This is a genomic window from Marinobacterium weihaiense (genome assembly GCF_019061305.1).
Lineage (GTDB): Bacteria > Pseudomonadota > Gammaproteobacteria > Pseudomonadales > Balneatricaceae > Marinobacterium > Marinobacterium weihaiense.
Genome location: NZ_JAHQZT010000007.1, coordinates 90,002 through 115,814 on the forward strand (window position 1 = coordinate 90,002; position 25,813 = coordinate 115,814).

Here is a 25,813-nt window from a genome sequence, read left to right on the forward strand (position 1 = left end):
AATTCGCGTTAGCAATTAGTTTTTGTGTGAGGCTTTATGGGCCCAGGCCGGATAGCCTCGGTTACAAAAGTCGGTTCCGGTTGCAAAACGCGCTATAATTGGCCGTTAACTTGTGCCTTACCGACCGGGATCTTCATGCACGCTGTCACTCCGATTTACGATTACACGCCGTACTGGGCCGAATGCTTCGGCTCGGCGCCTTTCCTGCCCATGTCCCGGAAGGAGATGGATCAGCTCGGCTGGGACAGCTGCGACATCATCATCGTCACCGGCGATGCCTACGTGGATCATCCCTCCTTCGGCATGGCGATCATCGGCCGCCTGCTGGAAGCCCAGGGCTTTCGCGTCGGTATCATCGCTCAGCCGGAGTGGCACTCGGCCGATCCCTTCAAGGCGCTTGGCAAGCCAAACCTGTTCTTCGGCATCGCCGCCGGCAACATGGATTCGATGATCAACCGCTACACGGCTGATCGAAAAATCCGCTCCGACGACGCCTATACCCCGGGCGGCAAGGCGGGCAAGCGCCCGGACCGTGCCAGCCTGGTGTACAGCCAGCGCTGCCGTGAAGCCTACAAGGATGTGCCGATCATTCTCGGTGGTATCGAAGGCTCGCTGCGCCGCATCGCGCATTACGATTACTGGCAGGACAAGGTGCGCCGTTCCATCCTGCTGGATGCCCGCGCCGACCTGCTGCTGTACGGCAATGCCGAGCGCGCCGTGGTTGAGGTGGCCCACCGCATCGCCCGGGGCGAACTGGTCAGCGAGATCACCGATGTGCGCGGCACGGCATTCGTGCGCAAGGACACCCCCGAAGGCTGGATGGAGATCGACTCCACCCGCATCGACCGTCCGGGCAAGATCGACAAGATCATCAATCCCTATGTGAATACCCGTGACCTGGACGCCTGCCAGATCGAAAACGGCCGTGACGATGGCGAGACCGCCGAGATGGACGCCGAGGACGAGGTGCAGATTTTGCACATCGAGCCGCGGGTGAAGCTGGACCGCAGCCAGACGGTGATTCGTCTGCCGTCGTTTGAAAAGGTCAGCAAGGACCCGGTGCTCTACGCCCACGCCAACCGGGTGCTGCACCTGGAAACCAACCCGGGCAACGCCCGTGCGCTGGTGCAGTTGCACGGCGATCAGGAGGTCTGGCTCAACCCGCCGCCGATTCCGCTGAGCACCGAAGAGATGGATCACGTCTTTGGTTTGCCGTACCAGCGCGTGCCGCACCCGACCTACGGCAAGGCGGAGATCCCGGCGTACAAGATGATCCGGTTCTCGGTCAATATCATGCGCGGCTGCTTTGGCGGCTGTACTTTCTGCTCCATCACCGAGCACGAAGGGCGCATCATCCAGAACCGCTCTCACGAGTCGATCCTCAACGAGATCGAAGAGATTCGCGACAAGGTGCCGGGCTTTACCGGCGTCATCTCCGATCTGGGTGGCCCGACCGCCAACATGTACCGGCTGGCATGCAAGAGCCGTGAAATCGAAGCGGCCTGCCGCAAGCCATCCTGCGTGTTCCCCGGTATCTGCCAGAACCTGAACACCGATCACAGCTCGCTGACCGGTCTGTACCGCAAGGCGCGGGATCTCAAGGGCGTGAACAAGATCCTGATCGCCTCCGGCCTGCGCTATGATCTAGCGGTGGAAGACCCCGAGTACGTGCGCGAGCTGGTGACTCACCATGTCGGCGGCTATCTAAAAATCGCGCCCGAGCATACCGAGCGTGGTGTGCTCGACAAGATGATGAAGCCGGGTATCGGCACCTATGATGCCTTCAAGCGCATGTTCGAGAAGTTCTCCAAGGAGGCGGGCAAGGATCAGTACCTGATCCCGTACTTCATCGCGGCGCACCCGGGCACCACCGACGAGGATATGATGAACCTGGCGCTCTGGCTCAAGCGCAACGACTTCAAGGCCGACCAGGTGCAGGCGTTCTATCCGTCCCCCATGGCCACCGCTACGGCGATGTACCACTCCGGTCGCAACCCGCTGCGCAAGCTGACCTACAAGAAGAGTGGCGAGAAGGTGGAAACGGCCAAGGGCGAACGCCAGCGCCGTCTGCATAAGGCGTTCCTGCGCTGGCACGATCCGGACAACTGGCCGCTGCTGCGCGAGGCGCTGACCGCCATGGGCCGTGCCGACCTGATCGGTGACGGGGAGAAGCAGTTGATTCCGGCGACCCAGCCCGAGGATGCCCAGCATGTGAATCCGCGGCGCAAGAACTCGCCCAAGGCGGCGCCCGCGAAGGCGCGTGCCGGCAAGGGTAAACTGCTGACTCAGCACACCGGTCTGCCGCCTCGCGCGGGCAACAAGCCCGGGCGTGGCGGCAAGCACAAGCCGAACGCGGGGGGCCGTTCCGGTCGCCGTTGAGTGGCTCTAACGCCGGCCTGCAGCGTCAGACCGGCCGTTGCCTCAGCGCCGGCTGATCTCCTGCTTCAATGCGTCGTCATCCTCGAACGGCGTTGGGCGAGGAGTGGCGTCGGCGGAGGGCGGCAGCATCGGCAGCAGGAATCGGGGCTGGTCGCCGGTCAGCGTTTTCAAGAATGCCACTATCTTGGCATTCTCTTCCTGGCTGAACTCACGCCCTAGCTGCAGCCGAGCCATGATATCCACAGCCTCGGTCAGCGTTGCCGCCTCGCCATCATGAAAGTAGGGGTACGTCAGTTCCACATTGCGCAGTGTCGGGACCTTGAACGTGAACCGATCGGCATCCTTGCCGGTTACCGCAATCCGGCCTTCGGCCGGGTTGGAGGTGCTGTAGGGTTTGACGACCCCCATTTTCTGGAGTGAGTTGCCGCCCACGGCTGCACCGTTGTGGCAGGCAGTGCAGCCACTGCTCTTGAACAGCTCGTAACCTTCCCGTTCGAAGGATGTAATGGCTTCGGCATCCCCCAGCAGCCATTGGTCAAAGGGCGCGTTGGGAGTCACCAGTGTCTTTTCGAACTCCGCAATGGCTCCGGTGATACGTTCGATACTGACATCTTCACCATTGAAAACCAGCTTGAATTCGCGCACGTAGCCGGGAATGGACGAGATGACGTCAACGGCCAGCGCGTGTGAAGAGCCCATTTCCATCGGGTTGGCGATGGGGCCTCCGGCCTGTTCCTGCAGATCTTCAGCTCGCCCGTCCCAAAACTGCGCCAAGTTCAGGCTGGCATTGAGCACGGTGGGGGAGTTGATAGGGCCTTGCTGCCAGTTGTCACCGATCGATGTTTTCAGGTTGTCGGTGCCGCCCATGCTGAGGTTATGGCAGGAGTTACATGAAATGACTCCCGATTTAGACAAGCGGGGATCGAAGTAGAGCTTCTTGCCCAGTTCCGCCATGGCCGCATTGATTTCCTTTACCGGCTGAATGGGTTGAATCGGTTCCGTGGCTTGAAGCTGCGGGCTGGCTCCGACGGCAAGTGCCAGGAGCGAGATTTTCAGTATGTTCATGACAGTCCTTTGATTTGCGTGTATCGCGTGTACGGTGAATTACATTTCATCGCCCGGGCATTGTGAAGTCAGCCAGGGCTTTGGGCAATGTGGAAAATGGGGGACACTGCAGGGTACAGCGGTGAGAAAGGGGGCCGCCCGATTGGCGTTTGCGTGTCAATTAGAGGGGTAAAAAATGCCCTTTGGAGCATTGTAATTGGGATTTACTGGGGTATTATGCGGTAAAGATATTTTATCCGGTGTGATTTGCGCAGGGCTTGCCAAGCGTAAATCCGGCCCTTGAAAAGGGCACCGGGCGACCGGAGCAATCCGGTACGGAGTTTGATTTAGTTGATTCGATTTTTATTCAGCAACCCCGGGGTTGCCCGTAAAAACCCGACAATCGCACCCCCGCGTGCGAGGAACAGCTTGTATACCATCCGGCACATCATGATGGCTCCCGAGATGGTCTCCTCCCTGTTTTACCTGCGTTCTTTATCCACTTCCCGTTCATTCCGCTCAGACAGCACCTTCATCGGCCGCCGCGCCTTCGGTCGTCTCGTCACGGGATCGCAACGAAGTGTGGATAGACTAGACTTGTCGAGGTTTTCAACGGTACTGGTGCACGTCGTGTCTGTACCATGGAAGATTTCCGCCTCCGGTTGACTGGAGGCAGAAGGCGCCCGCGGCCACCGGCGGCGGGCACGGGATTCGGCATGAGGCCGTTTCCCCACGATCGGATGGCACCCGAGTGCGTCCAAACATAAGAAAAACCAGCACATCGCTGGTGTACATGCAAAAGAAAGAGGCAAAAAATGTCACAGCTCGTTACCGGTACCGTCAAGTGGTTCAACGATGAAAAAGGCTTCGGCTTTATCCAGCAGGAAAACGGCCCGGACGTGTTCGTTCACTTCCGCGCTATCAACGGTACTGGTCGTCGCACTCTGCACGAAAACCAGACAGTAACTTTCGAAGTTACCCAGGGCCAGAAAGGTCCCCAGGCTGAAAACGTAACTGTTGTTGCTTAATCGCTGACAGTTCGGATTCGCAACAGCGGGCGTTCTGCCCGCTGTTCTGTTTTTGACTCTCCGCTTTCAGGGGCGCGGCACCGCCAGCGGCAGCTGCAGACCCGTCTCGCTTTCCCCCAGCAGCCAGGGCTGATTAAGCTCGATGGCTTCACGCAGAAACTGCCATAGCAAACGTACCCGCAGCAACTGACGCTGCTCGCTGCGTGCGGCAATCCAGAATTCACGACAGATCTCGATTTCCTGCTGCAGCACGGACAGCAGGGTATTTTCCTGTGCCGCCATGAAACAGGGCAAAACTGCCAGCCCGGCACCGGCTCGCACGGCATGCAACTGGGCAATCACGCTCGTGCTGCGTTGCACAAAGTGAGGCTGGGAGGATAGCTCGCGCAGGAGCGGATCCAGATAGCACAGCTGGTCACTGAAAATCAGGTCATCCACATACCCGATCAGCTCGAAGCGTGACAGGTCGCCCACATGTTCGGGGGCGCCCCTGCGCGCCAGGTAGCCGGCTTCACCGTAGAGGCGCAGCCGGTAGTCACACAGCCGGGACACGACCATTTCGGCATTTTTCGGACGGTCAATGGTGATCGCCAGATCGGCTTCATGACGGCTGAGGTTGACCGCGCGAGGCAGTGCCAGCAGTTCCACGGTGACATCCGGATAACGGCGCTGAAAGGCGCTGAGCAGCGGGGTAATGACGTAGGTGCCGAAGCCTTCTGTGACGCCGACGCGGATCTGTCCGCTAACTTGCAGGTTCTGATTGCTGATGCCTTCCTGGGCGCTGCCGGCCTGGCGTGACATCTCCTCGGCAAACAGCAGCAGCTGCTCGCCGGCGGCGGTCAGACGATAGCCGCTGGTACTGCGCTCGAACAGCTGGGTATTGAGCTCGGTTTCAAAGCGTCGAATGCGACGCGATACCGTGGAGTGATCGATAGCGAGCCGTCGGGCGGCATCGGTCAGGCGGTCGGCACGGGCGACTTCAAGAAAAATCTGCATGTCTTGCCAGTTGAGCATTCCCTATCCCTCTGTGCATTTTTGCACAAGCAATGTGCTTGGCTGAGCGTTGTCTGTCAACCACATGCGCCGCTAGACTCGAATGCACCTGCAACAGGGTTCTGTTTTGCCTGAATACACAAAAAATATAAGGAGATCAGGTGCATGTCGGTTCGAGAAATCCCGCTTTTCATCAATGGTGAAGCCGTACGTTCAAACAGCAGCGAATGGCGTGACGTGGTCAACCCGGCGACGCAGGAGGTGGTGGCACGTGTGCCTTTTGCCACCGAAGCCGAAGTCAATCGGGCGGTGGCGGCGGCCAGTGAAGCCTTCAAAAGCTGGCGCAAGGTATCTCTGGCGCAGCGCATGCGCATCATGCTGCGCTTCCAGGCGCTGGTGCGCGAGCATACTGCCGAGCTGGCGGCACTGATCACCGAAGAGCACGGCAAGACGCTGCCGGATGCCGAGGGTGAAGTGGGGCGTGGGCTGGAAGTGATCGAACACGCCTGCTCCATCACCTCGTTGCAGCTGGGCGAAATCGCTGAAAATGCCGCGGGCAATGTCAATGTCTACTCGCTGCAGCAGCCGCTGGGTGTAGGGGCCGGCATCACCGCGTTCAACTTCCCGGTGATGCTGCCCTGTTTCATGTTCCCGCTGGCGATCGCCACTGGCAATACCTTCGTGCTCAAACCGTCTGAGCAGGACCCGACCTCCACCATGCGCCTGGTCGAGCTGGCCCACGAGGCGGGTATCCCCGCGGGGGTGCTTAACGTGGTGCATGGCGGCCCGGCTGTGGCCAACCAGATCTGCGATCACCCGGATATCAAGGCACTGTCCTTCATCGGTTCCACCCACGTGGGCACCCACATCTATGACCGCGCCGGTGCCGCCGGCAAGCGCGTGCAGTCGATGATGGGCGCCAAGAACCACTGCGTGATCATGCCGGATGCCAACCGCAGCCAGGCAATCAACAATGTGATCGGTTCCTGCTTTGGTGCGGCGGGGCAGCGCTGCATGGCCAACTCGGTGGTGGTGCTGGTCGGCCAGGCGAAAGAGTGGCTGCCGGAAATCATCGAAAGCTCCAGAACCATGAAGGTGGGGCCGGGCACTCAGCGTGACGCCGACCTGGGGCCGCTGGTGTCACCGCAGGCGCGCGACCGTGTGGTCAGCCTGATCGATACCGGTGTCGCCGAGGGCGCGACCCTGGCACTGGACGGGCGTGGTATCAGCGTCGACGGGTATCCCAACGGCAACTTTGTCGGTCCCACCATCTTCACCGACGTGAAGCCGGGCATGCGCATCTATGATGAAGAGATCTTCGGCCCGGTGATGTGCATCGTGACCGCGGAGACGCTGGACGAGGCCATCGAATTCATCAACGCCAACCCCAACGGCAACGGTACCTCCATCTTCACCAGTTCCGGCTGGGCGGCGCGCCGCTACGAGGCCGATATCGATGTGGGCCAGGTCGGCATCAACGTGCCGATTCCGGTGCCGGTGGCCTTCTTCAGCTTTACCGGCTCCCGTGCCTCCAAGCTGGGTGACCTGGGTCCGAACGGCAAGCAGGCGATCCAGTTCTGGACCCAGACCAAGACCGTCACCTCGCGCTGGTTCGAGCCGGACAGCGAATCTGACGGCGTCAATACGACCATCAGCATGAAGTAAACCCCGGTCGACACGGTTGTCAGCCAACCGTGTCGCTGTATCCTGTTTTCACCCGCAATAAAAACAAAAGGAAGTGAAATCATGAGTCAGTATTCCCGCTTTACCACTGCTCTGGGCGCCGGTGCCGCTGCACTGGCACTGTCCACGACCCTGCACGCGGCCGGGCCGTCCAAGCTGGACGTGGCCAACACCTTCAACACCAACATCTTCATCGGTGAAGGCGCGGTGCGCTTTGCCTAAGAACTGGAAACCGTGACCGACGGCAAGGTCAAGCTGAAGGTGCACAACCCCGGCGACCTGGTGCCGGCGTTCGAGGTGTTCAATGCGGTTTCCTCTGGTGCGGTACCGGCCGGCTGGGACTGGATCGGTTACTGGGCCGGCACCGTGCCGGTGACCAACCTCTACGGCGCGCTGCCCTTTGGTCCGTCGCCAGAAGCCTTCATGTCCTGGATGTGGGCGGGCGAGGGCACCGAGATCCTGCAAAGCGCCTATGACCAGTACAACGTGAAAGTGCTGCCGTGCTTTATTTCGCCACAGGAAACCGGGGGCTGGTACAGCAAGGAAATCAAGGATATCAAAGACTTCGAAGGCCTGCGCATGCGCATCTCCGGCCTGGGCGCGAAGGTGCTGAACAAGTACGGTGCCTCCACCCAGCTGATTCCGGGCGGTGAAATCTACCTGGCGCTGGAGCGTGGCCGCATCGACGCCACCGAGTTCTCGGTGCCGCAGGTGGACCAGATCATGGGCTTCGAGGAAGTCACCAAGTATTACTACTTCCCGGGATGGCACCAGTCCGCCAGCTGGTTCTCGTTCATCATCAACAAGGATGTCTGGAACGAGTACGACGCTGCCACCAAGGCCAAGTTCGAGACCGCCTGCCGCTCCACGCTGCAGTGGGCCATGGCGGAAGCACCGGCCGAGCAGATTCGCACCATCCGCAAGCTGGAAGAGAAGGGCATCGAGGTCAAGCGCTTCCCCGATCCGGTTCTGGCCGAGCTGCGCAAGGGCTGGGATGAAGTGCGCGAAGAGGAAATGAAAAACAATCCGCTGTTCGCCAAGGCGTACAAATCGCTGATGGAACACAGCAAACTGGTGGATGAGTGGTATGAGCTGCAAGCAACTCCGCGTTAACCCACCGTTGCCCGGCTGGCGCCAGACTGGCGCCCGCTGGTGCGCCCGTCTGGCCTGCCCGTTGATCGGGCTGGGCCGCTGGCTGGGCCAGATCAGCAGCTGGCTGGTGCTGGGGGTGATGATGGCCGTGCTGGCCACAGTGATTATGAACGCCTTCGGCATCAACGAGCTGCTGCGCTGGGAAGACAAGATCCTGCTGCTGGGCAAGGCCGTCACCATCAACACCATGACCGAGCTGCAATGGCACCTGTTCGGCTTGCTGACGCTGGTCGGGGGCAGCTATGCCATGCATGCCAACATGCACGTGCGGGTCGACATGCTGCACCACCGCATGTCACCGGCGGTGCGGCACTGGGTCGAAATCATCGGCCACCTGCTGCTGCTGATCCCGTTCTGTGTGCTGGTTGCCTGGCTGTCCAAGCACATGGTGCAGATGTCCTATATCTCGGGTGAACAGTCGAACTATGGCGGTCTGACGGATCGCTTTTTGATCAAGGGCGCGCTGCCGGCCGGTCTGATTTTGCTGGCCCTGGGGGCATTGGGGCAGGTGTTCGACCACTTGGCGCGCATACTGGATCCGGCACGTGATGTAGAGGAGAACTCGGATGCTGGATGAATATGGATTGGCCATTGCGATGGTCGTGGCATTGCTGGTAGGGATTTTCAGCGGGTATCCGGTGGCCTTTCTGCTCGGCGGCCTGGGGATTGTATTTGCGTTTATCGGTGACATTCCGCTGCCGTTTCTGGGCACGGTCGGATCACGCATTTTCGGCGGGGTGATCGAGAACTGGCTGCTGATCGCCATTCCGCTGTTCGTGTTCATGGGGCTGATGCTGGAGCGCTCCGGTGTGGCCAAGAACTTGCTGCTGACGCTGCAACGGTTGTTCGGCAACGTGCGCGGTGGCCTGGCGGTCTCCGTGGCCCTGTTGGGGGTAGTGATGGCGGCCAGTACCGGCATTATCGGTGCTTCGGTGGTCATGCTCGGGCTACTGGCGCTGCCGGTGATGCTCAAGCAGGGCTACAAGGCCGAAATGGCCTACGGTGTGGTGGCGGCCTCCGGCACCCTGGGCATTCTGATCCCGCCCTCGATCATGCTGGTTTTGATGGGCTCGATCATGCAGATTTCCGTCGGGGACCTGTTCAAGGCGGCGTTGATTCCCGGCCTGATGCTGGGGGCGCTGTATACCCTGTATCTCCTGTTGGCCGCACGGCTGCGGCCGGACTGGGCGCCTCTGGCCAGTGAAGGCGGCGCGGCCGAGGAAGCGGAAGCGCAGGCCCCGCTGGCGCTGGCGCTGCTGCGTGATCTGCTCGGCCCGGTGGTGCTGATCACGGCGGTGCTCGGCTCGATCATGGCGGGTATCGCCACGCCGACCGAGGCGGCGGCGATCGGGGCGGCCGGTGCCATGCTGCTGGCACTGTTCCTGAAACAGCTGAACGTACAGGCATTGCGCGAGGTCTGCCGGTCCACTTCCAAGACTTCGGCGATGATTCTGTTCGTGGTGATCGGTGCGACCTGTTTCAGCGTGGTATTCAAGCGCCTGGGCGGGGCCGACATGATCGAGGAGATGATCACCGGCACCGGGCTGGGGCCTTATGGTCTGTTGCTGCTGTTGATGGGGTTGATCTTCCTGCTGGGCTTCTTCTTGGAGTGGATCGAAATCAGCTTTGTCATCTTGCCGCTGTTGTTGCCGGTGGTGAATGGCCTCGATTTTGGCGGCCAGCTGTATGGCGAAGCGGTCCTGGTCTGGTTTGCCATCCTGGTGGCGATCAATCTGCAGACCAGTTTCCTGACTCCCCCCTTCGGCTACGCGCTGTTTTACCTCAAGGGGATTACGCGTGGCAGTGTCAGTATCGGCACCATTTACAAGTCGATCATCCCCTTTGTGCTGCTGCAGCTGACGGGGCTTATCCTGTGTATTCTGTTTCCGTCCATCGTGCTCTGGCTGCCGGGGCTCGGCTGACTTTCAGCGAGAGTTCGGGCCAGGGAAGGCTCGATAGAATACAAGCAGCCGTACAGGCTGCTTTTTCATGCGCGTTTCTGAGAGGGGGACGCGCTTCATGGTGGGACGAATTCAGATGCCGTTCGACCGCTCAGTCGGCCTCCGGGCGCCCCGTCCAATGAGCGGAGGCATGCCCTTCGATATGTGCCTGCAGTTGCGTTGCCAGTAGTTGCGCGGCTTCCGTCAGGTACTCACGGCGGTGCAACGCGATCTCGATGTGCGGCAGCTCGGGCAGCCCCGCCTTGAGGACCCGCATGCCGCTGCCGAGCATCGAAGGCGTCAGCACTGTTACTGCCAGGCCGGCGCGTACGGCGGCAGACAGGCCGGACAGGCTAACGCTGGTGTAGGCGATGCGCCAGGAGATGCCCGCCGTATCCAGGCTGGACAGGGTGTGATCTCGAAAAATGCACACCCCCTGTCGGGAAACCGCCAGTGGCAGCGGCGAGCGCTGCTGGGTGTCGAAGCCGGTTGCGCCCACCCAGATCATCGGCTCGCGTCGCAGTACCTCGCCGCCGGGACTGCGGGGCTGACGAGTGGTGATGGCCAGGTCCAGTACACCCGTCTCCACGTCCTGCATCAGATCGACGCTGAGCCCGCAATGCACCTCAAGCTCCACCGCCGGGAAGCGGGCGTCGAAATCGGACAGGGCGGCGGGCAGGTAGCCCAGATAGTCTTCCGGAATGCCCAGCCTGACCACACCGGCCAGGCGCTGATCATGAATGTCCTGCCAGGCCAGGCGATTCTGGCGCAGCATCTGGCGTGCATGCAGCAGCAATTTTTCGCCTGCGACCGTGGGGGCGGCAAGCTTCTGGCCGCGCTCAAGCAACGGGCGGCCGAGCACACCCTCCAGTCGCTTGATATGCGCGCTGACCGTTGGCTGCGCCAGGTGTAAGTGTTCAGCGGCCGCTGTGAATCCTCCTTTCTCGATGACACTGACAAAGGTGTTTAACAGGACAAGGTCCAGTGGGCGCTGTGGTTGGGATCGGGTCATCATAATTCGTAATGGAGTTATTGGAAAACTTCATTTCCTTGATGGAGGTCAGTCTTCCAGAATGTACCCCACAAGGCAAACTGAGCGGCCATGTTGCTCATTCTCACCCGCCAGAGACAGGTTTTCGCTGACGCCAGGCGTTCGGACCTGGCCCGATCGGCACACGGCGGGTCTCTCAGATACACATCAAGGCGTCCCCCGGTGCACTGGGGGACTCGCTTGCCATTCCCGATATCTGCTGCTCCGCCGGCACTGCCGTGCGGAGGCTCAGCTGTTGGTTGCATGTGCCCGCAACCGGCGTGTCGCGGGCATGCCGATATTCACCGAATGATAGGAGCATTATGAACACCGAGTATCATCCACCCGATTCAAGCATCGCTGTGAATATACCTGATCCCGGTCTGCCTCTACCCGAAGGTGACTCCAATGTGATTGATACCGACTACGTGATCGGCCAGGACAACGTCACGGCCGGTATGCTGGGGCTGCGGGTGGATCTGCATGGCACAGTCTTCCTCTGGTCTGCTGCCGTGATTCTGTTTTTTGTCATCGTGACCCTGGGTTTCCCCGATACCATGGGACGCCTGTTCGGCGAGACGCGCGGTTTTCTGACGGCCAACCTCAACTGGGCCTTCATGCTTTCGACCAATCTGTTTGTCATTCTGGCAGTTGCCTTGATTTTCTCGCCCCTGAGCCGCGTGCGCCTGGGTGGCACTGATGCACGCCCAGACTTCAGCTACCCGGGCTGGTTTGCAATGCTGTTTGCGGCCGGCATGGGGGTGGGGTTGATGTTTTACTGCGTCTCGGAGCCGCTGACCTACTTCGGAGATCTGCGCAGCGGCACCGAAGGGCCGCTGGGAGCGCAGTTGACCGGTGTGAGCGAGGCACGCTCATTGAGCATGGCTACCTCCATTTTCCACTGGGGCCTGCACCCCTGGGCAACCTACGCGATCGTCGCGCTGGCGCTGGCGCTGTTCTCCTTCAATAAGGGCTTGCCGCTGACCATGCGCTCCATTTTCTACCCGATCCTGGGTGAACGCATCTGGGGTTGGCCGGGCCATCTCATCGATGTACTGGCGGTGTTTGCAACGCTGTTTGGCCTGGCAACCTCATTGGGGCTGGGGGCATCCCAGGCATCCGCCGGCCTTCATTATCTGTTTGGGCTGCCGAACAACAATACCACCATGGTGCTGTTGGTGCTGGGCATTACCGCCGTGACGCTGGTATCCGTGGTGGCCGGTGTGGAAAAAGGAGTGCGCCGCATTTCACAGCTGAACATGTCGCTGGCATTCGTGCTTATGTTCTTTGTCATCATCTGTGGTCCGACCCTGCTGATCGCAACCGGTGCCCTCAATAACCTCAGCGCCTATCTGAAGGAGTTGCCATTGCTGTCCAACCCCTTTGGACGTGACGACCAGGACTTCATTAACGGTTGGACCGTGTTTTACTGGGCCTGGTGGGTCAGCTGGTCACCCTTTGTCGGCATGTTCATCGCACGGGTTTCACGTGGCCGGACCGTGCGTGAATTCCTGATTGCGGTGTTGCTTGTGCCGACAGCGGTTTCGGTCGTCTGGATGAGTGCCTTCGGGGAAACGGCACTTGATCAGCTGATGAACGGATATGAAGGTGCCAAAAATGCGGCGCTGGAGCTGCAACTGTTTGCCATGCTGGACCAACTGCCGCTGGCTTCAGTGACCTCGCTGGTGGGGATTTTGCTGGTGATGGTGTTTTTCATCACCTCGTCGGATTCGGGCTCGTTGGTGATCGACTCCATCACCTCCGGCGGCAAGGTCAGCTCACCCAAGACCCAGCGTGTGTTCTGGGTGCTGATCGAAGGTGCCATCGCCATTGCGCTGCTTTTGGGGGGCGGCCTCACGGCGCTTCAGGCAGCCGTATTGATCACCGGTGTGCCGTTCATGCTGGTGGTGCTGGTGTCGGGTTACTCGGTGTATCAGGGGTTGCGCAGCGAACCACGTATCTGAAAACGGTGCTCGGCCGGCCAGGCCTGAATGCTCTCAAGGGGCTCAGGTCTGGCGCTCGCAGTATTTACAGCGACGGCTCGCCAAACATGGCCGCATGCAGCGACTGAAAATTCGGAAAGGCATAGTCTGCCAAGTGTGAATAATCCGGCAAGGTGGTGTAGTTGACCAGGCAGGATTTCATGTTGGCATTGCGGCCGGCTTCCAGGTCATAGCGATAATCCCCAACCATCAAGACCGCATGAGGCGGCAGCGCAAAATCGCGAGCCACTTCCAGCAGGGCAGACGGGTCCGGTTTGGGCCGTGAGTTTTCCCGCGTGATGACACGCTCGATGGGAATGGCATTGCGCTCGATCTTCAACTGAGAGGACTGATGCGAATTGCGTGTCACAATCGCCATCGGAATACGCTGTTGCAAACAGGTCTCGACAAAGGCGCGTGCTCCCGGAATCCAGTCACAACCCTGTGCATCCTGCAATTCATGACGATGAATGACCGCCTGCGCGGCATGACGTTGTTGCGGTGACAGCGTTTCCAGAAACGTCAGCACATCGGCATCAACGGGACAGCCGATTTCACGCTTGATGGCCGGAAAGTCCAGGGATGACGACACCAGTGTGCCGTCCAGATCAAAAATCACGCCGCGAAGTTGTTTCACTCGACCGCCTCTGCAAGGTTTAGGTTTGGGGTTGTACCATTGAAGCCAGCCATACTGGACGCAACCCGGTTGATTGCCAAGACTTACGCGGGCCTCAGGGGGATCGGTTCAGTAATAGGCTGCGCCCCGGGTCAGCTCCACAGTCTACGATGAAATATCATCCACACATGAAAAGTGCCGACATCCACAATCGGGAATATGCCAGCACTGCGACACAGCCCCTTTACATGTCAGATGCTACAGCGATACATGATTTTAATCTTTTTGGAATAGAATGAGTTTTATTAATTATAGATGAATTGATTTTATAATATAGCTATAACGTTATAATAGGATTATTTAAAAATGATATGTGATATTTAAGTTAAGACTTGGTACAACGATTGGATTCAAAAGTTTCGACGTGAGGAGCTTGATATAATTCTGAAATCCATCATTATATGCTCTCTATTTTTGAGGCTCTTGCAGTTCAACGATACACAAAAGTACCGGAAATAAATGTGCTCATTGATACAAAGCTGGCTATCAGTATTTGGGTGGTATTCGAACGCTGGCCGAGATGGAATGCTTATTAAAACATGGGGTTAAACAAGGGAAGAGGCTTTTGATCAAGAGCAGGTTTGAATGGAACGGCTTATGATGAATATGAAAGTCGTTAGTTTAGACCATCAGATCTGGCAATTTGAAGCAGCTCAGCCAGGCTGCTCCAAGTTGCATTTTTGTTGGATTACGCTCCCAGGTTGGAGAGAATAAAGCGCCCTCCCACGACCACCAGGAAAACGGCAAAGATTTTTTTCAATATCGGTTGCGACAGTCGGTGGGCCAGACGTGCGCCGATGGGTGCGGTGAGTGAGCTGGCCAGTACGATACCGGCAAAGGCCGGCATGTATACATACCCCAGGCTCCATGCCGGCAAGTTGGCTTCGCCCCAGCCCATCCAGATATTGGTCAAGGCGCCCATGACGGCAATGGGCAGACCACAGGCAGCTGAGGTGGCCACGGCTTGTTGCATGACGATGCGACGCCAGCTCAGGTAAGGCACGCTCAGAGTGCCGCCACCGATCCCGAAAATAGATGATGCCCAGCCGATGAGCCCCCCAGCAATGCTCAGCTCAGCCTTTGAGGCGACCTGGTCCCCCGCGCCTGGCTTCAGGTTGAGTGCCATCTGAATGGCCACCAGCAGGGCAAAGATGCCCAGTGCAATCTGCAGCACGCCGCCTGGCAGCTGTACGGCGGTATTCACGCCCAGTACGGCGCCCAGCAGAATCCCCATAGCCAGTGGCTTGAACAGCTCCCAGCGCACGGCGCCGTGTTGATGGTGTGTGCGTACCGAGCTGATTGAGGTTACCACGATAGTCGCCAGTGAAGTGGCGACCGCCATGTGGGTCAGCACTTCAGGGGCTATGCCCTGAAGTTCGAAGGAGAAGACCAGTACCGGTACGATCAGCAGGCCGCCGCCGATACCGAAGAGGCCTGCCACGACGCCTGCAAGCGCGCCCAGCACCACGTAGAGAAGCAAAGTTGTCAGCATGATATATCCATCCAAACTGGAAAGCGGACCATCTTAGAGCCTCAATTCGATAAATCAAACCGGAAATATCGGTCCGTTGGTGTCTCTAAAGGTTGATTTTGGCGTACGTTAAACCAATGAGTAAATTTCATATATCAATAAAATTAAATCAATATTATTCATTTAATCCTTGGGCAAGAATACGCACTCTGCTCTTAACGTTTGGTCACATCAGGTTTGGAACATCACCAGGCCCAATATCCAAAGAGACTGACAGGAGTGCTGACCGGGAAAGCCGTAATCGCAACCGGGTGACCTGGAAAGAGCAAGGAATACATTGACGCTTAATCTCGGATACATGATCACGATGAATACAGAATTCGATTTTTCCATCAAGAGCATTTGTTTCGATGAGCATTACCAGCCATCAGAAAAAACACGTCTTACCACCAACTTTGCCAACTTGGCACGGGGCAGCCGGCGTCAGGACAACCTGCGTGACACCCTGAAGATGATCAACAACCGTTTTAATGCGTTAGTACACTGGGATAATCCCAATGCTGACCGTTATTCTGTTCAGCTTGAAATCGTTTCGGTTGATATTGATATCGAAGGCAATGGTCGTACCTTCCCAAGCATTGAAGTGCTGAAAACAAATATCGCCGATCATAAAACCAATCGCTTGATAGAAGGCGTGGTTGGTAACAATTTCTCCTCCTATGTGCGTGATTATGACTTCAGTGTGCTGTTGCTGGAACATAACAAGGACAGGGAGACGTTCAGTGTGCCAGATCACTTTGGCGAGTTGCACGGGAAGCTATTCAAGTCGTTTGTGCATTCAAACCACTACCAGGATAATTTTAAAAAATTGCCTGTCATTTGTTTGAGTGTATCAGACAACAAGGTGTATCACCGGACGGAAAATCAGCATCCCGTACTGGGGTTTGAATATGAGCCCAACGAACCTTCCCTGACGGAGCGTTATTTCAAGAAAATGGGGTTGCAGGTACGCTATTTCATGCCGCCCAATAGTGCAGCGCCACTGGCATTTTACTTCTTTGGTGATCTGCTCAATGATTACACCAATCTGGAGTTGGCCAGCACCATCAGCACGATGGAGACTTTCCAGAAAATCTATCGGCCCGAGATTTATAATGCCAACACGGTGGCCGGCAGACGCTTCCAGCCAAGCCTGAAGCACCCGGATCATTCCCTGACCCGCATTGAGTATGACCGGGAAGAGCGCAGCCAGCTGGCCGTGAAACAGGGAAAATTTACCGAAGAGCACTTCATCAAGCCCTATCAAAAGCTGCTTGAACACTGGTCTGCCAATTTCGCGCTTTAATTCACCGGAACATGTACGGTTACTGATCATGAAAACACTATTGCCCACTTCAACGGCAGGTAGCCTGCCAAAACCCTCCTGGCTGGCAGAACCCGAAACGCTGTGGTCGCCCTGGAAGCTGGAGGGCGATACGCTGGCCGAGGGGAAACAGGACGCATTGCGGGCGTCACTGCACGAGCAGCAGTTGGCCGGTATTGATATCGTCAGTGACGGTGAGCAAACGCGCCAGCATTTTGTCACCACCTTTATCGAGCACCTTAGCGGTGTTGATTTCGAGCATCGCAAAACCGTCAAGATCCGTGATCGTTATGACGCCAGCGTGCCGACAGTTGTCGGCCCGGTTGCGCGTCAAAAGCCAGTGTTTGTCGAGGATGCCCGCTTCCTGCGTCAGCAAACGGATCAGCCGATCAAGTGGGCCCTGCCCGGTCCCATGACCATGATCGACACGCTGTATGACGACCATTACAAGAGCCGTGAAAAGCTGGCCTGGGAATTTGCCAAGATCCTCAACCAGGAGGCCCGGGAGCTGGAGGCAGCGGGTGTGGATATCATCCAGTTTGATGAGCCGGCCTTCAACGTGTTCTTTGAAGAGGTCAATGACTGGGGGATTGCGGCTCTGGAACGGGCCATTGAAGGCCTGAAGTGTGAAACAGTGGTGCACATTTGCTACGGCTATGGCATCAAGGCCAATACCGACTGGAAGAAGACCCTGGGCTCCGAGTGGCGCCAGTATGAGGAAGTCTTCCCCCGACTGCAGCAGTCCAGCATCGACATGATTTCGCTGGAGTGTCACAACTCCCGGGTGCCGATCGAACTGCTCGAGCTGATTCGGGGCAAGAAGGTGATGGTCGGAGCGATTGATGTTGCCACCAACACCATCGAGACGCCGGAGGAGGTCGCCGATACCCTGCGCGCGGCACTCCAGTATGTCGATGCCGACAAGCTGTACCCTTGCACCAACTGCGGCATGGCACCGTTGTCACGCGCCGTCGCACGCGCCAAGCTGCAGGCCTTGAGTGCCGGTGCACAGATCGTCCGTCAAGAGCTTCTGTCCCGGTAGTCGGCGCGATACGCTAGCGGTGTCAGAGCACCGGTTGGACCGGTTGGACCGGCTGGATTGCTGGATCCAACCGGGCGCGTGACACAAATACCGGTAGCGTCCGGCCTGCTGCGCGCTGACGATTCACCATCCTTAGGGCTGCAGGCAGTTCAGCAGTATCCTTGCCAGTTCGGTCTGATCCAGCGGCTGGCCTGTCAGTATTTCCAGTCGTGAATCGCGCCGCCAGGCGGACTCGTTAATCTGAGCCGGCTCCCCCGCGTTACGGTTGTAGCTGACCCAGGCATGGCCGATTCTCAGTACAGCCTTAAGCCTCAATACCCCGGTCATCGCATCCAGCGCGTGCTGAATAGCGTTCCAGTCAAAGCAGTCCTCGGCGGCAAACATCCAGCCGTAACTGTAGTAACCGTCTTGGCTGCCGCTTTGGGCTAGGGGCTTGCCCGGCTCGGCAACACGCGGTTTGTCCACCGGCGCCAGGTTGTGTGGACGCAGGTTTGGCTTGGCGGCATGGGCCTGGGGATAACGTGCCTGGCGCTGGATCCGGTGATCCAGATCCAGCCATTCCTGAGCCAGCCGGCCGTGTGTCGTGATGTGGATGGCGGCCTTGGGCGGAAACAGGTTGGCGGACAGCGCTTGTGCCTCGGTGACATCGGCTGTATCGACCAGGTCGGTGCGGTTGAGCACGATGATATCGGCCAGGTTGAGCTGGTCGATAAAGCTGGGGTGGCGCAACACTTCCGGCTGATGCAGTACGCCGGGATCAAGCAGGCAGATGATGCTTTGCAGTGAAAGTACGTTGCGGAATTGTTCGCCTTGCAAGGTATCGATGATGCGCGCCGGGTGGCCCAGCCCGGTGGGTTCGATCAGTAGGCGGTCCGGGCGAAAGCGGCGCAACAGCGTGGCCAGAGTGACCGGCAGGCTGGGCCCCAGAGCGCAGCACAGGCAGCCGCCGGCCAGCTCCTTCACCTCGATGCCGTCCTGCTGCTCGATCAGGCTGCCGTCAATACCCACCTGGCCGAACTCGTTGACCAGCACGGCCCAGCGTTCATGCGCGGGCTTGTGCGTCAGCAGGTGATTGATGGCGGTGGTTTTGCCGCTGCCGAGAAAACCGGTGATGATGTTGGTGGGGACATGCTCAATGGCAGGCTGGCTCACACGAAAACTCCCTGGCGGTTACAGGGTAACAATTGTGAGCCAGGGGCCCGTCGCTGACAAGGTCAGACACAGACCTTTTCGTGCTTGCGCTTGGCCTCTAGATAACGCGGCATGGGGCCTATATCTTCATATACCGGGTCACCATCCTCGACGCGAATCACGCGGGTGCCCGGTTTGTAGGGCATGTGCGCTTCGATATCGGTCAGAATGGTATGCAGCAGGATGGGAGTCAGTTCGACAATATCCATGCCGTAGGTTTCCGCCAGTGCCTGCAGCCGTACCATGTCTTCACGGTCGATGGGCAGGGTAACGGTTTCTTGCCGGGCGTGCCGTTGCGAGTGTTGCTCCAGCCGCTCCAGCAGGGCGGCAATATGACGGTCAGGCATAAGTGTGCATCCTCTCACTGGAACAGGACGCCCCACGGCGGGGGCACTCCCGTTCAGCATAGTTGACACTGATGCCGGCTGCACGTCTCAGCGCTTGGCAAAGCCCTTGCCGTGCAGGAAAGGCAGCATGTGCGGGCGTGCCTCCTTGACCAGCATGCCGGAGATCTGTTCGCTCCAGCTCATTTCCTTCTTGCCGCCGGTGCGGGTGCGGTAGTATTCGCGCACTTCGCGGTCATACTCGGCAATGCGCTCGGCATCGGCGCTGTCGTCGTAACGGTCCTGCTTGAGGACCACGTCCAGCGGCAGGCGCGGTTTGATCTCCGGGTTCTGGTCCGGGTGGCCCAGGCAAAGACCGAAGACCGGATACACCAGTTCCGGCAATTCCAGCAGGTCGGACACGGCGGCGATGTTATTACGCAGGCCGCCAATGTAAACACCGCCTAGGCCCAATGATTCGGCGGCGACCATGACGTTCTGGGCGAACAGGGCACAGTCCAGAGACGCGGTCAGGAACTGTTCGGTGTAGCCGGACTGCATCTCGGCCTGGTGCATGTCGCAGGCCAGTTGATGACGCTTCATGTCGGCACAGAACACCAGGAAGACCGGCGCTGTGGACACGTATTGCTGGTTGCCGGCCATCTCGGCCAGAGCATCGCGGCGTTCGCCCTGGCTGACCTGGACGACGCTGCAGGCCTGGATGAAGCTGGAGGTGGCCGCGCTCTGGCCGGCCTTGACCAGGGCTTCGACGGTGGCCTGGTCGATCGGCTCTGCCGTGAATTTGCGGATGGAGCGGTGGCTGTTCAGCAGGTCGATCATCGGGTTCATGCATCTCTCTCCATTAATGGGGTTGGGGGCGATTATACAGGGATCTGCGGCAAGATCAGGTGCCCGGCCGGTGCCGGGCACGGAGGCTCATGAGCGGGCGGTTACGGTCAGCAGCTGCTGTACCGCCGCGGCAATGGGGGCGGCAATGTCGATCTGGTTGCTCAGGTGCGGAATGCAGGCGGTGGTGACGACATCGGCCACTTCGGTCAGCTGGCTGTAGGCCTCGCCGGCGAAGATGCCGTGGACGCCGATGGCCACGGCACGGGGCAGGCCGGCTGCCTGCAGGTGCTTGATGGTCTCCAGCATGGTGCGGCCACTGGAGATGATGTCATCCACCAGCACCGGGGTCCGCTCGGCGGCGCTGCCCAGGTCGGGAAGGGACACGCTGACGTCGTAATCGCCGCGGCGTTCCTTCTGCAAGACCTGGAACGGGGCGTCGGCCAACTCGGCCACATGGGACACCCACTGCTCGCTTTCGCTATCCGGGCCGATCAGCAGCGGGTTTGGGATGTGGCTCTGAATCCACTGGGCGATCAGCGGCGCGGCTTGTACCACCCGCGATGGAATGCTGTAGATCTCGTCCAATGAGTCGTAGCGGTGCAGGTGCGGGTCCACCGTAACCAGGTAGTCAAAAGCACCGGACAGCAGCCTGGCAAAGGGGCGTGAGCTGACGCATTCGCCGGGCTGGAAGCGCTTGTCCTGGCGCATATAGGCCAGGTAGGGCGTGACCAGGCCTACGCTGCGGGCACCGCAGTCGCGCAGGGTATCGGCCAGAAAAAGCAGCCGCAGGGTACGCTCGTCCGGGTGGAACAGGTTGCACAGAATGACGCAGTCTTGGTCGGCGCAGTCAGAATGTACGCGCAGATAGCTTTCACCATCAGGAAAGCGGCGCTGTTCGAGAATGCCGGCCTGGGCATCCAGCAGCCGGACTAATTGTGATGCCAAGGCCGGGTCGGAATCGGGGTTGAAAATCAGCATGCGAGTTCTTGCTCTTCTTGGGTGGTGCGGTCCAGTTCAATAACCTGGGTGTGGTCGTTGAGATACTCAACGGCGTAGTTGAGTTCCCCGGCATTTTCCGCATGGATCATCAGCAGAATATCCTGGCACGCGACCTGGTCACCTAACTTGACGCAAATCTCAACACCGGCGGCGGGGTCGGCCGGTGCGCCAGCCAGCTTGGCGATTTTGGCCAGTAGACGGTTGTCGATGCGGCTGACGGTGCCGGCATGTTCGGCGACCAGTGCATAGCGATAGGAGGCCACCGGCGGCATGCGCAGCCCGCCCTGTGCCGCGCAGATGGCCTGAAACTTGTCCCAGGCAGCGCCGCTGTCCAGGGTTTCCTCGGCCAGGTGGGTGCCTTCTTCGGCACTGATGTCACGAACCATGGCCAGCATGGCGCCGGCGACCTGAGCGGCACGGGTGCGCAGATCCTGGGGGGCGTTCGGCATCCTTTGCAGTACGGCCAGCAGGTCGTGGGCTTCCAGTGCCGGGCCGATGCCGCGACCGACCGGCTGGCTGCCATCGGTAAACAGTATCTCGAGGGTCAACCCCAGATTGGCGGCCACGGCCCGGAAGCTCTCGGCCAGGCGCTCTCCGGCGTCACGGCTGCGCACCTTGGCCGTGGGGCCGACCGGAATGTCGATCAGCACATGGGTCGCGCCGGCGGCGATTTTTTTCGACAGCACCGACGCGATCAGCTGGCCTTCGCTGTCGATATCCAGTGCGCGTTCCACCTGAATCAGCATGTCATCTGCCGGGCTCAGACGCATGGCGCCACCCCAGGCCAGACAGCCGCCTTCACGGCTCACCACGTCACGCATCTGTTCCAGGGTCAGGCTGACATCGGTGAGCGTTTCCATGGTGTCGGCGGTGCCGGCGGGGGAGGTGATCGCGCGCGATGAGGTTTTGGGTACGGTCAGGCCACAAGCGGTCAGAATGGAAACGACGATCGGTGTCGTGCGGTTGCCCGGCAGTCCGCCCACGCAGTGCTTGTCGACCACCAGCGGCAGTTGCCAGTCCAGGGTGCTGCCGGACTTGACCATGGCCTGGGTCAGCGAGGTGATCTCACGGTCACTGAGGCTGTCGTCCCCGCAGGCAGTGATAAAGGCTGCCAGGTGGACTTCCGCATAACGGCCGTCGACGATGTCGTTGATGATGCTTTGAAACTGGAGGTCGTCCAGTTCATGTCCATAAACCTTGGCGCGTACATGCGACAGCGACTGTACCGGCTTGGGGTGGGACAGCCAGATCGGATCCTGGCTGGCCAGCTGCAGCCGCTCCCAGGCGGAGTCGGAAAAACCCACTTCGTCATCGCCCAGCAGGTCGCTGGTGATGATGTTGAGAGACGTGATCAGGTGCCGGCCCTGGTGGGTGGTGACCAGAACGCGAGAAAGGCTATCGAAACCTTCCGATCGGCAGACATGGCTGTGTGCCGGCAGGTACAGGGTGGGTTCATGGTGGGTGTCGATACCCAGCCGGCAGGCCTTGAGTGGCGCCATCCGCTCAGGGGGCAGCATCATCATCGGAAGTCTCCTTGTCATACAACCAATGTCTCAGTGTACCGCAACTGTTGCAGCAGCGGATAACGCGGATGTTGAGACAGTGCTGTCGGCCACCTGTTGCGGCTGCTAGAATGTCGGATTCGACTTTGGATCTACATACTGGATGCGAGCACAGCCTATGGAACGCCGTTACCGTTTGGTTCTTTCCTGCCCCGACCGCGTGGGCATTGTATCAATGGTCAGTAACTTCATCTCCAGCCACGGCGGCTCGATCACCGACGCCAACCAGCACTCCGATGCCAGCACCGGGCGCTTTTTCATGCGTGTGGAGATCGATGCCAGCACGCTGCCGTTCACGCTAGACGAACTGAAGGCGGCATTCGAGCCGATCGCGGCCTCTTTTCAAATGGAGTGGGAGATTCATGACTCAGCCCGCCCCAAGCGCGTCGTGCTGATGGCCAGCCGCGAATCGCACTGCCTGGCGGATCTGCTGTACCGCTACCACAGCAACGAGCTGTTCTGCGAGATTCCTTGCGTTATTTCCAATCATGACGACCTGCGCTCGATGGTGGAGTGGCATGGTATTCCCTACTTCCATGTGCCGGTGGACCCGGCTGACAAGGCACCGCACTTTGCCGAGGTCAACCGCCTGATTGAAGAGCACGCGGCCGATACCGTAGTGCTGGCGCGCTACATGCAGATACTGCCGCCGGACCTGTGCGACCGCTACCCGCATCGTATCATCAATATTCACCATAGCTTCCTGCCGTCCTTTGCTGGTGCCAAGCCGTACCACCAGGCACACGAACGCGGCGTCAAGCTGATCGGCGCCACCTGCCACTACGTGACCCAGGATCTGGATGCCGGCCCGATCATCGATCAGGACGTGACCCGTATCAGCCATCGCGACGTGCCCGAAGACATGGTGCGTCTGGGACGTGACGTGGAAAAAACCGTGCTGGCCCGCGGCCTGCGCTGGCACCTGGAAGACCGGGTGCTGGTGCATGGCAATAAGACGGTCGTGTTTGCCTGATGGCAGTGACGCCCGCCTGCGCTAGTATAAAGACAGGCCGAAGCAGCGGCTTCGACCCTTGTCTCGATACCAGGAGGTTGATGGATGCTTAGATCGGTAAAAGCGGAAGACTACATGGCGACCAGCCTGATCTCGTTCGGCCCGGAAACCCGGCTGTTCGACGCCATCCGCGCCTTACAGGAGTACAACATCTCCGGTGCGCCGGTGGTGGACGCCGATGGCGTGCTGATCGGAATGCTGTCGGAATTCGACTGCCTGAGGGCCATCCTGACACACACCTACCATGAAGAAGAGATGGGTAGTGGTGGCCATGTGGGTGATTACATGACACCCCAGGTCGATACGGTTGCCCATGACGCCGACCTGACCGCCGTGGCGCGTCAGTTTTTGGAGCAGGGCCGACGCCGGCTGCCGGTGGTGCGTCAGGGCAAGCTGGTGGGCCAGATCAGCCGCCGCGATGTGCTGCGGGCGGTGGAGGAGTTTGCCAAAGATGGTTGAGTTGACCCGCAGGCGCTCACATGCGTGACTGGTTGCCTGAAGCGCCGGTGCGCTTCTATCCGTCGCTGGCGCGCGAACTGGGCAGCGACGAGGCGTTGCTGCTGTCGATTTACAGCGATTATGCCCGGCATGCCGGCATGCACGCGGACGACGGCAGTGTCGAGTGCATTCTGCCGCACAGCCGCTGGCTACAGTTGGCCGACTTCTGGAGCGAAGCGCGCCTGAAACAGGCCACGGAAAGCTTGGCCCGGCAGAACTGCCTGCAGGCCAGCCTCAATCAGGGCGGCAGTGTGCGCCTGCGCCTGCTGCCGCGTCCGGTGGCACCGGAACCGGAACCCAGGCCAGAACCGACACCTGGATTGGCACCGTCCCGGTCCGCCGAATCCGAAGACAGCCGCGTGCAGCAGCTGCCGGTGTATGATGCGCCGCCGCCGCGACCGGCCCGGCCGGACACCATGATGCAGCGCAAGGGCCCGGCACCGACCTTTGGCGGCAGCATCGGCTGGCGTCGTCACAAGGATGAACTCCAGGCCATTTTCGAGCAGGCGGAAGAGCGCAACCAGCAACTGCAGCCGATGCAACTGGGCTGGCAGCCCTCTGACATGTTTCATGCCATGCTGCCGCGCCACGCCATTCCGCCCGAGTTTGCCAACGAATGTCTGGACGAGTTCGTGCTCTATTGGCTCGACAAGGACCGCAAGGAAAGCAACTGGGACCAGAAGTTCCTGGCCTGGGTGAAGCGCGAATGGGTGAAGAAACAGACGCGGGATGCGCGCGGACAACGCTACGAGCAGGAACGTCAGTCTACGGGGGGCAACGATGAAAACACCCGCTTCGATTCTCGGGAAAAACGCAAACGGATTACCGCAGCCATCATGGACATCAAAGACACCGACTGGTAACAGCAGTGCCCGCGTGCCCGCCGGCGAGAGCGCCCAGAAACCGATCAGTGCGCAGACCAAAACTCTGGTCAACATGATCTTTGCCCGCTTCATGGCGATCTACGGTCACAAGTTCAAAAGCTGCTTCGAAACCGAAAACGAGCTGCGCCTGGCCAAGCGCGAATGGGCATTAAGCCTGGACGGCTACGGCGAGGCGGAACTGGTGGCGGCGGTCAATCGCTGCAAGGAAAGCACGGCCTGGATGCCCAGCATCGCCGAATTCGTTGCCATTCTGCGCGAGATCCATGGCGACTTCGGTCTGCCCGGCGTGCGTGATGCCTATGCCGAAGCCTGTCTGCATGCCGAGCACCCGACCCGGCATCAGTGGTCGCACCCGGCGGTGTACCATGCCGGCCGCGAGGCGGGCTGGTTCATGCTGCGCAGCGAAGAAGAAAGCCGTGCACTGCCAGCATTCCGGTATCACTATGATGTCATCTGTCGCCGAGTGCGTGAAGGTGAAGCCCTGGATCAGCCGGTACCGCCGGCGCTGGAAAACAAGCAGGCCAATACGGTGGCGGATTTTATCCAGCGCTTTACCGCCGAACACGCGCTGGCACCTGAAGAGGGCGCAACGCTGCTGTACTACCTGACCCTGCCGCGCGGCAGCCGTATTCGCAAGCGGCTGCAGGCCCAGTCGCAACAGAAGCTGGACCGGCGCGGGCTGGCCATCAGGCTGCCGGACGAGGCCTGCTGA

24 protein-coding genes are annotated in these 25,813 nt (G+C 59.4%); 14 read left to right on the plus strand and 10 right to left on the minus strand.

Annotation, left to right across the window (positions count from 1 at the left end; all coding sequences use genetic code 11):
* Positions 1-135: 135 nt before the first annotated feature.
* Positions 136-2,379 (plus strand): YgiQ family radical SAM protein, encoded by a 2,244-nt coding sequence (locus KTN04_RS07205; RefSeq protein ID WP_217334547.1) that lies wholly within the window; start codon positions 136-138, stop codon positions 2,377-2,379.
* A gap of 42 nt (positions 2,380-2,421) precedes the next feature.
* Here KTN04_RS07205 and KTN04_RS07210 read toward each other — a convergent pair whose 3' ends face one another.
* A complete protein-coding gene (locus KTN04_RS07210) occupies positions 2,422-3,444 on the minus strand; it encodes a cytochrome-c peroxidase (protein ID WP_217334548.1) in 1,023 nt (340 codons plus the stop codon).
* A 794-nt stretch (positions 3,445-4,238) separates the two neighbouring features.
* Here KTN04_RS07210 and KTN04_RS07215 point away from each other — a divergent pair.
* Positions 4,239-4,451: a cold-shock protein gene (locus KTN04_RS07215; RefSeq protein WP_181740479.1), complete on the plus strand. Its 213-nt coding sequence runs from the start codon at positions 4,239-4,241 to the stop codon at positions 4,449-4,451.
* 66 nt (positions 4,452-4,517) lie between these two features.
* On the opposite strand, the gene KTN04_RS07220 is transcribed toward KTN04_RS07215, so the two are convergent.
* Entirely contained in the window at positions 4,518-5,465 is a 948-nt protein-coding gene (locus tag KTN04_RS07220; RefSeq protein ID WP_217334549.1) for a LysR family transcriptional regulator, read from the minus strand.
* 144 nt (positions 5,466-5,609) lie between these two features.
* On the opposite strand from KTN04_RS07220, the gene KTN04_RS07225 reads away from it, so the two are divergent.
* The 5 genes from KTN04_RS07225 to KTN04_RS07240 all read left to right on the plus strand — a co-directional run bounded on the left by KTN04_RS07225 (position 5,610) and on the right by KTN04_RS07240 (position 10,201).
* A complete protein-coding gene (locus tag KTN04_RS07225; RefSeq protein WP_217334550.1) occupies positions 5,610-7,109 on the plus strand; it encodes a CoA-acylating methylmalonate-semialdehyde dehydrogenase in 1,500 nt (499 codons plus the stop codon).
* Between the two features lie 81 nt (positions 7,110-7,190).
* Positions 7,191-7,349, plus strand: coding sequence for a hypothetical protein (locus KTN04_RS16860; RefSeq protein WP_254262429.1), 159 nt, complete (start codon positions 7,191-7,193; stop codon positions 7,347-7,349).
* A gap of 12 nt (positions 7,350-7,361) precedes the next feature.
* Entirely contained in the window at positions 7,362-8,240 is an 879-nt protein-coding gene (locus tag KTN04_RS07230) for a TRAP transporter substrate-binding protein (RefSeq protein ID WP_328515969.1), read from the plus strand.
* Positions 8,215-8,856: a TRAP transporter small permease subunit gene (locus KTN04_RS07235; protein WP_217334551.1), complete on the plus strand. Its 642-nt coding sequence runs from the start codon at positions 8,215-8,217 to the stop codon at positions 8,854-8,856. The genes KTN04_RS07230 and KTN04_RS07235 overlap by 26 nt, the downstream gene beginning before the upstream one ends.
* Complete coding sequence (locus tag KTN04_RS07240; protein ID WP_217334552.1) at positions 8,846-10,201, plus strand: TRAP transporter large permease; 1,356 nt, start codon at positions 8,846-8,848, stop codon at positions 10,199-10,201. The genes KTN04_RS07235 and KTN04_RS07240 overlap by 11 nt, the downstream gene beginning before the upstream one ends.
* Before the next feature lie 130 nt (positions 10,202-10,331).
* On the opposite strand, the gene KTN04_RS07245 is transcribed toward KTN04_RS07240, so the two are convergent.
* Positions 10,332-11,231 carry a LysR substrate-binding domain-containing protein gene (locus KTN04_RS07245; protein ID WP_217334553.1) on the minus strand — a complete coding sequence of 300 codons (900 nt, stop codon included), beginning with the start codon at positions 11,229-11,231 and terminating at the stop codon, positions 10,332-10,334.
* 341 nt (positions 11,232-11,572) lie between these two features.
* On the opposite strand from KTN04_RS07245, the gene KTN04_RS07250 reads away from it, so the two are divergent.
* Positions 11,573-13,213 carry a BCCT family transporter gene (locus KTN04_RS07250; RefSeq protein ID WP_217334554.1) on the plus strand — a complete coding sequence of 547 codons (1,641 nt, stop codon included), beginning with the start codon at positions 11,573-11,575 and terminating at the stop codon, positions 13,211-13,213.
* 64 nt (positions 13,214-13,277) lie between these two features.
* On the opposite strand, the gene KTN04_RS07255 is transcribed toward KTN04_RS07250, so the two are convergent.
* Positions 13,278-13,868 carry an HAD family hydrolase gene (locus tag KTN04_RS07255; protein WP_217334555.1) on the minus strand — a complete coding sequence of 197 codons (591 nt, stop codon included), beginning with the start codon at positions 13,866-13,868 and terminating at the stop codon, positions 13,278-13,280.
* Between the two features lie 727 nt (positions 13,869-14,595).
* A complete protein-coding gene (locus KTN04_RS07260; RefSeq protein WP_217334556.1) occupies positions 14,596-15,399 on the minus strand; it encodes a sulfite exporter TauE/SafE family protein in 804 nt (267 codons plus the stop codon).
* A 346-nt stretch (positions 15,400-15,745) separates the two neighbouring features.
* Between KTN04_RS07260 and KTN04_RS07265 the strand changes: the two genes are divergently transcribed.
* Together KTN04_RS07265 and KTN04_RS07270 are read left to right on the plus strand one after the other, a co-directional pair.
* The gene (locus tag KTN04_RS07265; protein ID WP_217334557.1) at positions 15,746-16,723 is read left to right on the plus strand and encodes a DUF1852 domain-containing protein; all 978 of its coding nucleotides are present in this window, start codon (positions 15,746-15,748) and stop codon (positions 16,721-16,723) included.
* A 28-nt stretch (positions 16,724-16,751) separates the two neighbouring features.
* Positions 16,752-17,783: a methionine synthase gene (locus KTN04_RS07270; protein ID WP_217334558.1), complete on the plus strand. Its 1,032-nt coding sequence runs from the start codon at positions 16,752-16,754 to the stop codon at positions 17,781-17,783.
* Between the two features lie 132 nt (positions 17,784-17,915).
* Here the strand turns inward: KTN04_RS07270 and KTN04_RS17275 are convergent, their stop codons facing one another.
* The 5 genes from KTN04_RS17275 to KTN04_RS07295 all read right to left on the minus strand — a co-directional run bounded on the left by KTN04_RS17275 (position 17,916) and on the right by KTN04_RS07295 (position 22,665).
* Entirely contained in the window at positions 17,916-18,935 is a 1,020-nt protein-coding gene (locus tag KTN04_RS17275) for a CobW family GTP-binding protein (RefSeq protein ID WP_217334559.1), read from the minus strand.
* A gap of 62 nt (positions 18,936-18,997) precedes the next feature.
* A complete protein-coding gene (locus tag KTN04_RS07280) occupies positions 18,998-19,321 on the minus strand; it encodes a hypothetical protein (RefSeq protein WP_217334560.1) in 324 nt (107 codons plus the stop codon).
* A gap of 87 nt (positions 19,322-19,408) precedes the next feature.
* On the minus strand, positions 19,409-20,146 hold the full coding sequence (nfsA, locus tag KTN04_RS07285; protein WP_217334561.1) for an oxygen-insensitive NADPH nitroreductase: 738 nt from the start codon (positions 20,144-20,146) through the stop codon (positions 19,409-19,411).
* Between the two features lie 87 nt (positions 20,147-20,233).
* Entirely contained in the window at positions 20,234-21,124 is an 891-nt protein-coding gene (locus KTN04_RS07290; RefSeq protein ID WP_217334562.1) for a ribose-phosphate pyrophosphokinase, read from the minus strand.
* Complete coding sequence (locus KTN04_RS07295) at positions 21,118-22,665, minus strand: thymidine phosphorylase family protein (protein ID WP_217334621.1); 1,548 nt, start codon at positions 22,663-22,665, stop codon at positions 21,118-21,120. Before KTN04_RS07295 ends, KTN04_RS07290 begins: the two co-directional genes overlap by 7 nt.
* A 160-nt stretch (positions 22,666-22,825) precedes the next feature.
* On the opposite strand from KTN04_RS07295, the gene purU reads away from it, so the two are divergent.
* The 4 genes from purU (at position 22,826) to KTN04_RS07315 (ending at position 25,813) form a co-directional block, all read left to right on the plus strand.
* Entirely contained in the window at positions 22,826-23,680 is an 855-nt protein-coding gene (gene purU, locus KTN04_RS07300) for a formyltetrahydrofolate deformylase (RefSeq protein ID WP_217334622.1), read from the plus strand.
* Between the two features lie 84 nt (positions 23,681-23,764).
* Positions 23,765-24,178, plus strand: a complete 414-nt coding sequence (locus KTN04_RS07305; RefSeq protein ID WP_217334563.1) for a CBS domain-containing protein — start codon at positions 23,765-23,767, stop codon at positions 24,176-24,178.
* Positions 24,179-24,198: 20 nt separating this feature from the next.
* Complete coding sequence (locus KTN04_RS07310; protein ID WP_217334564.1) at positions 24,199-25,080, plus strand: DnaT-like ssDNA-binding domain-containing protein; 882 nt, start codon at positions 24,199-24,201, stop codon at positions 25,078-25,080.
* A 13-nt stretch (positions 25,081-25,093) separates the two neighbouring features.
* A complete protein-coding gene (locus tag KTN04_RS07315) occupies positions 25,094-25,813 on the plus strand; it encodes a replication protein P (protein ID WP_328515970.1) in 720 nt (239 codons plus the stop codon).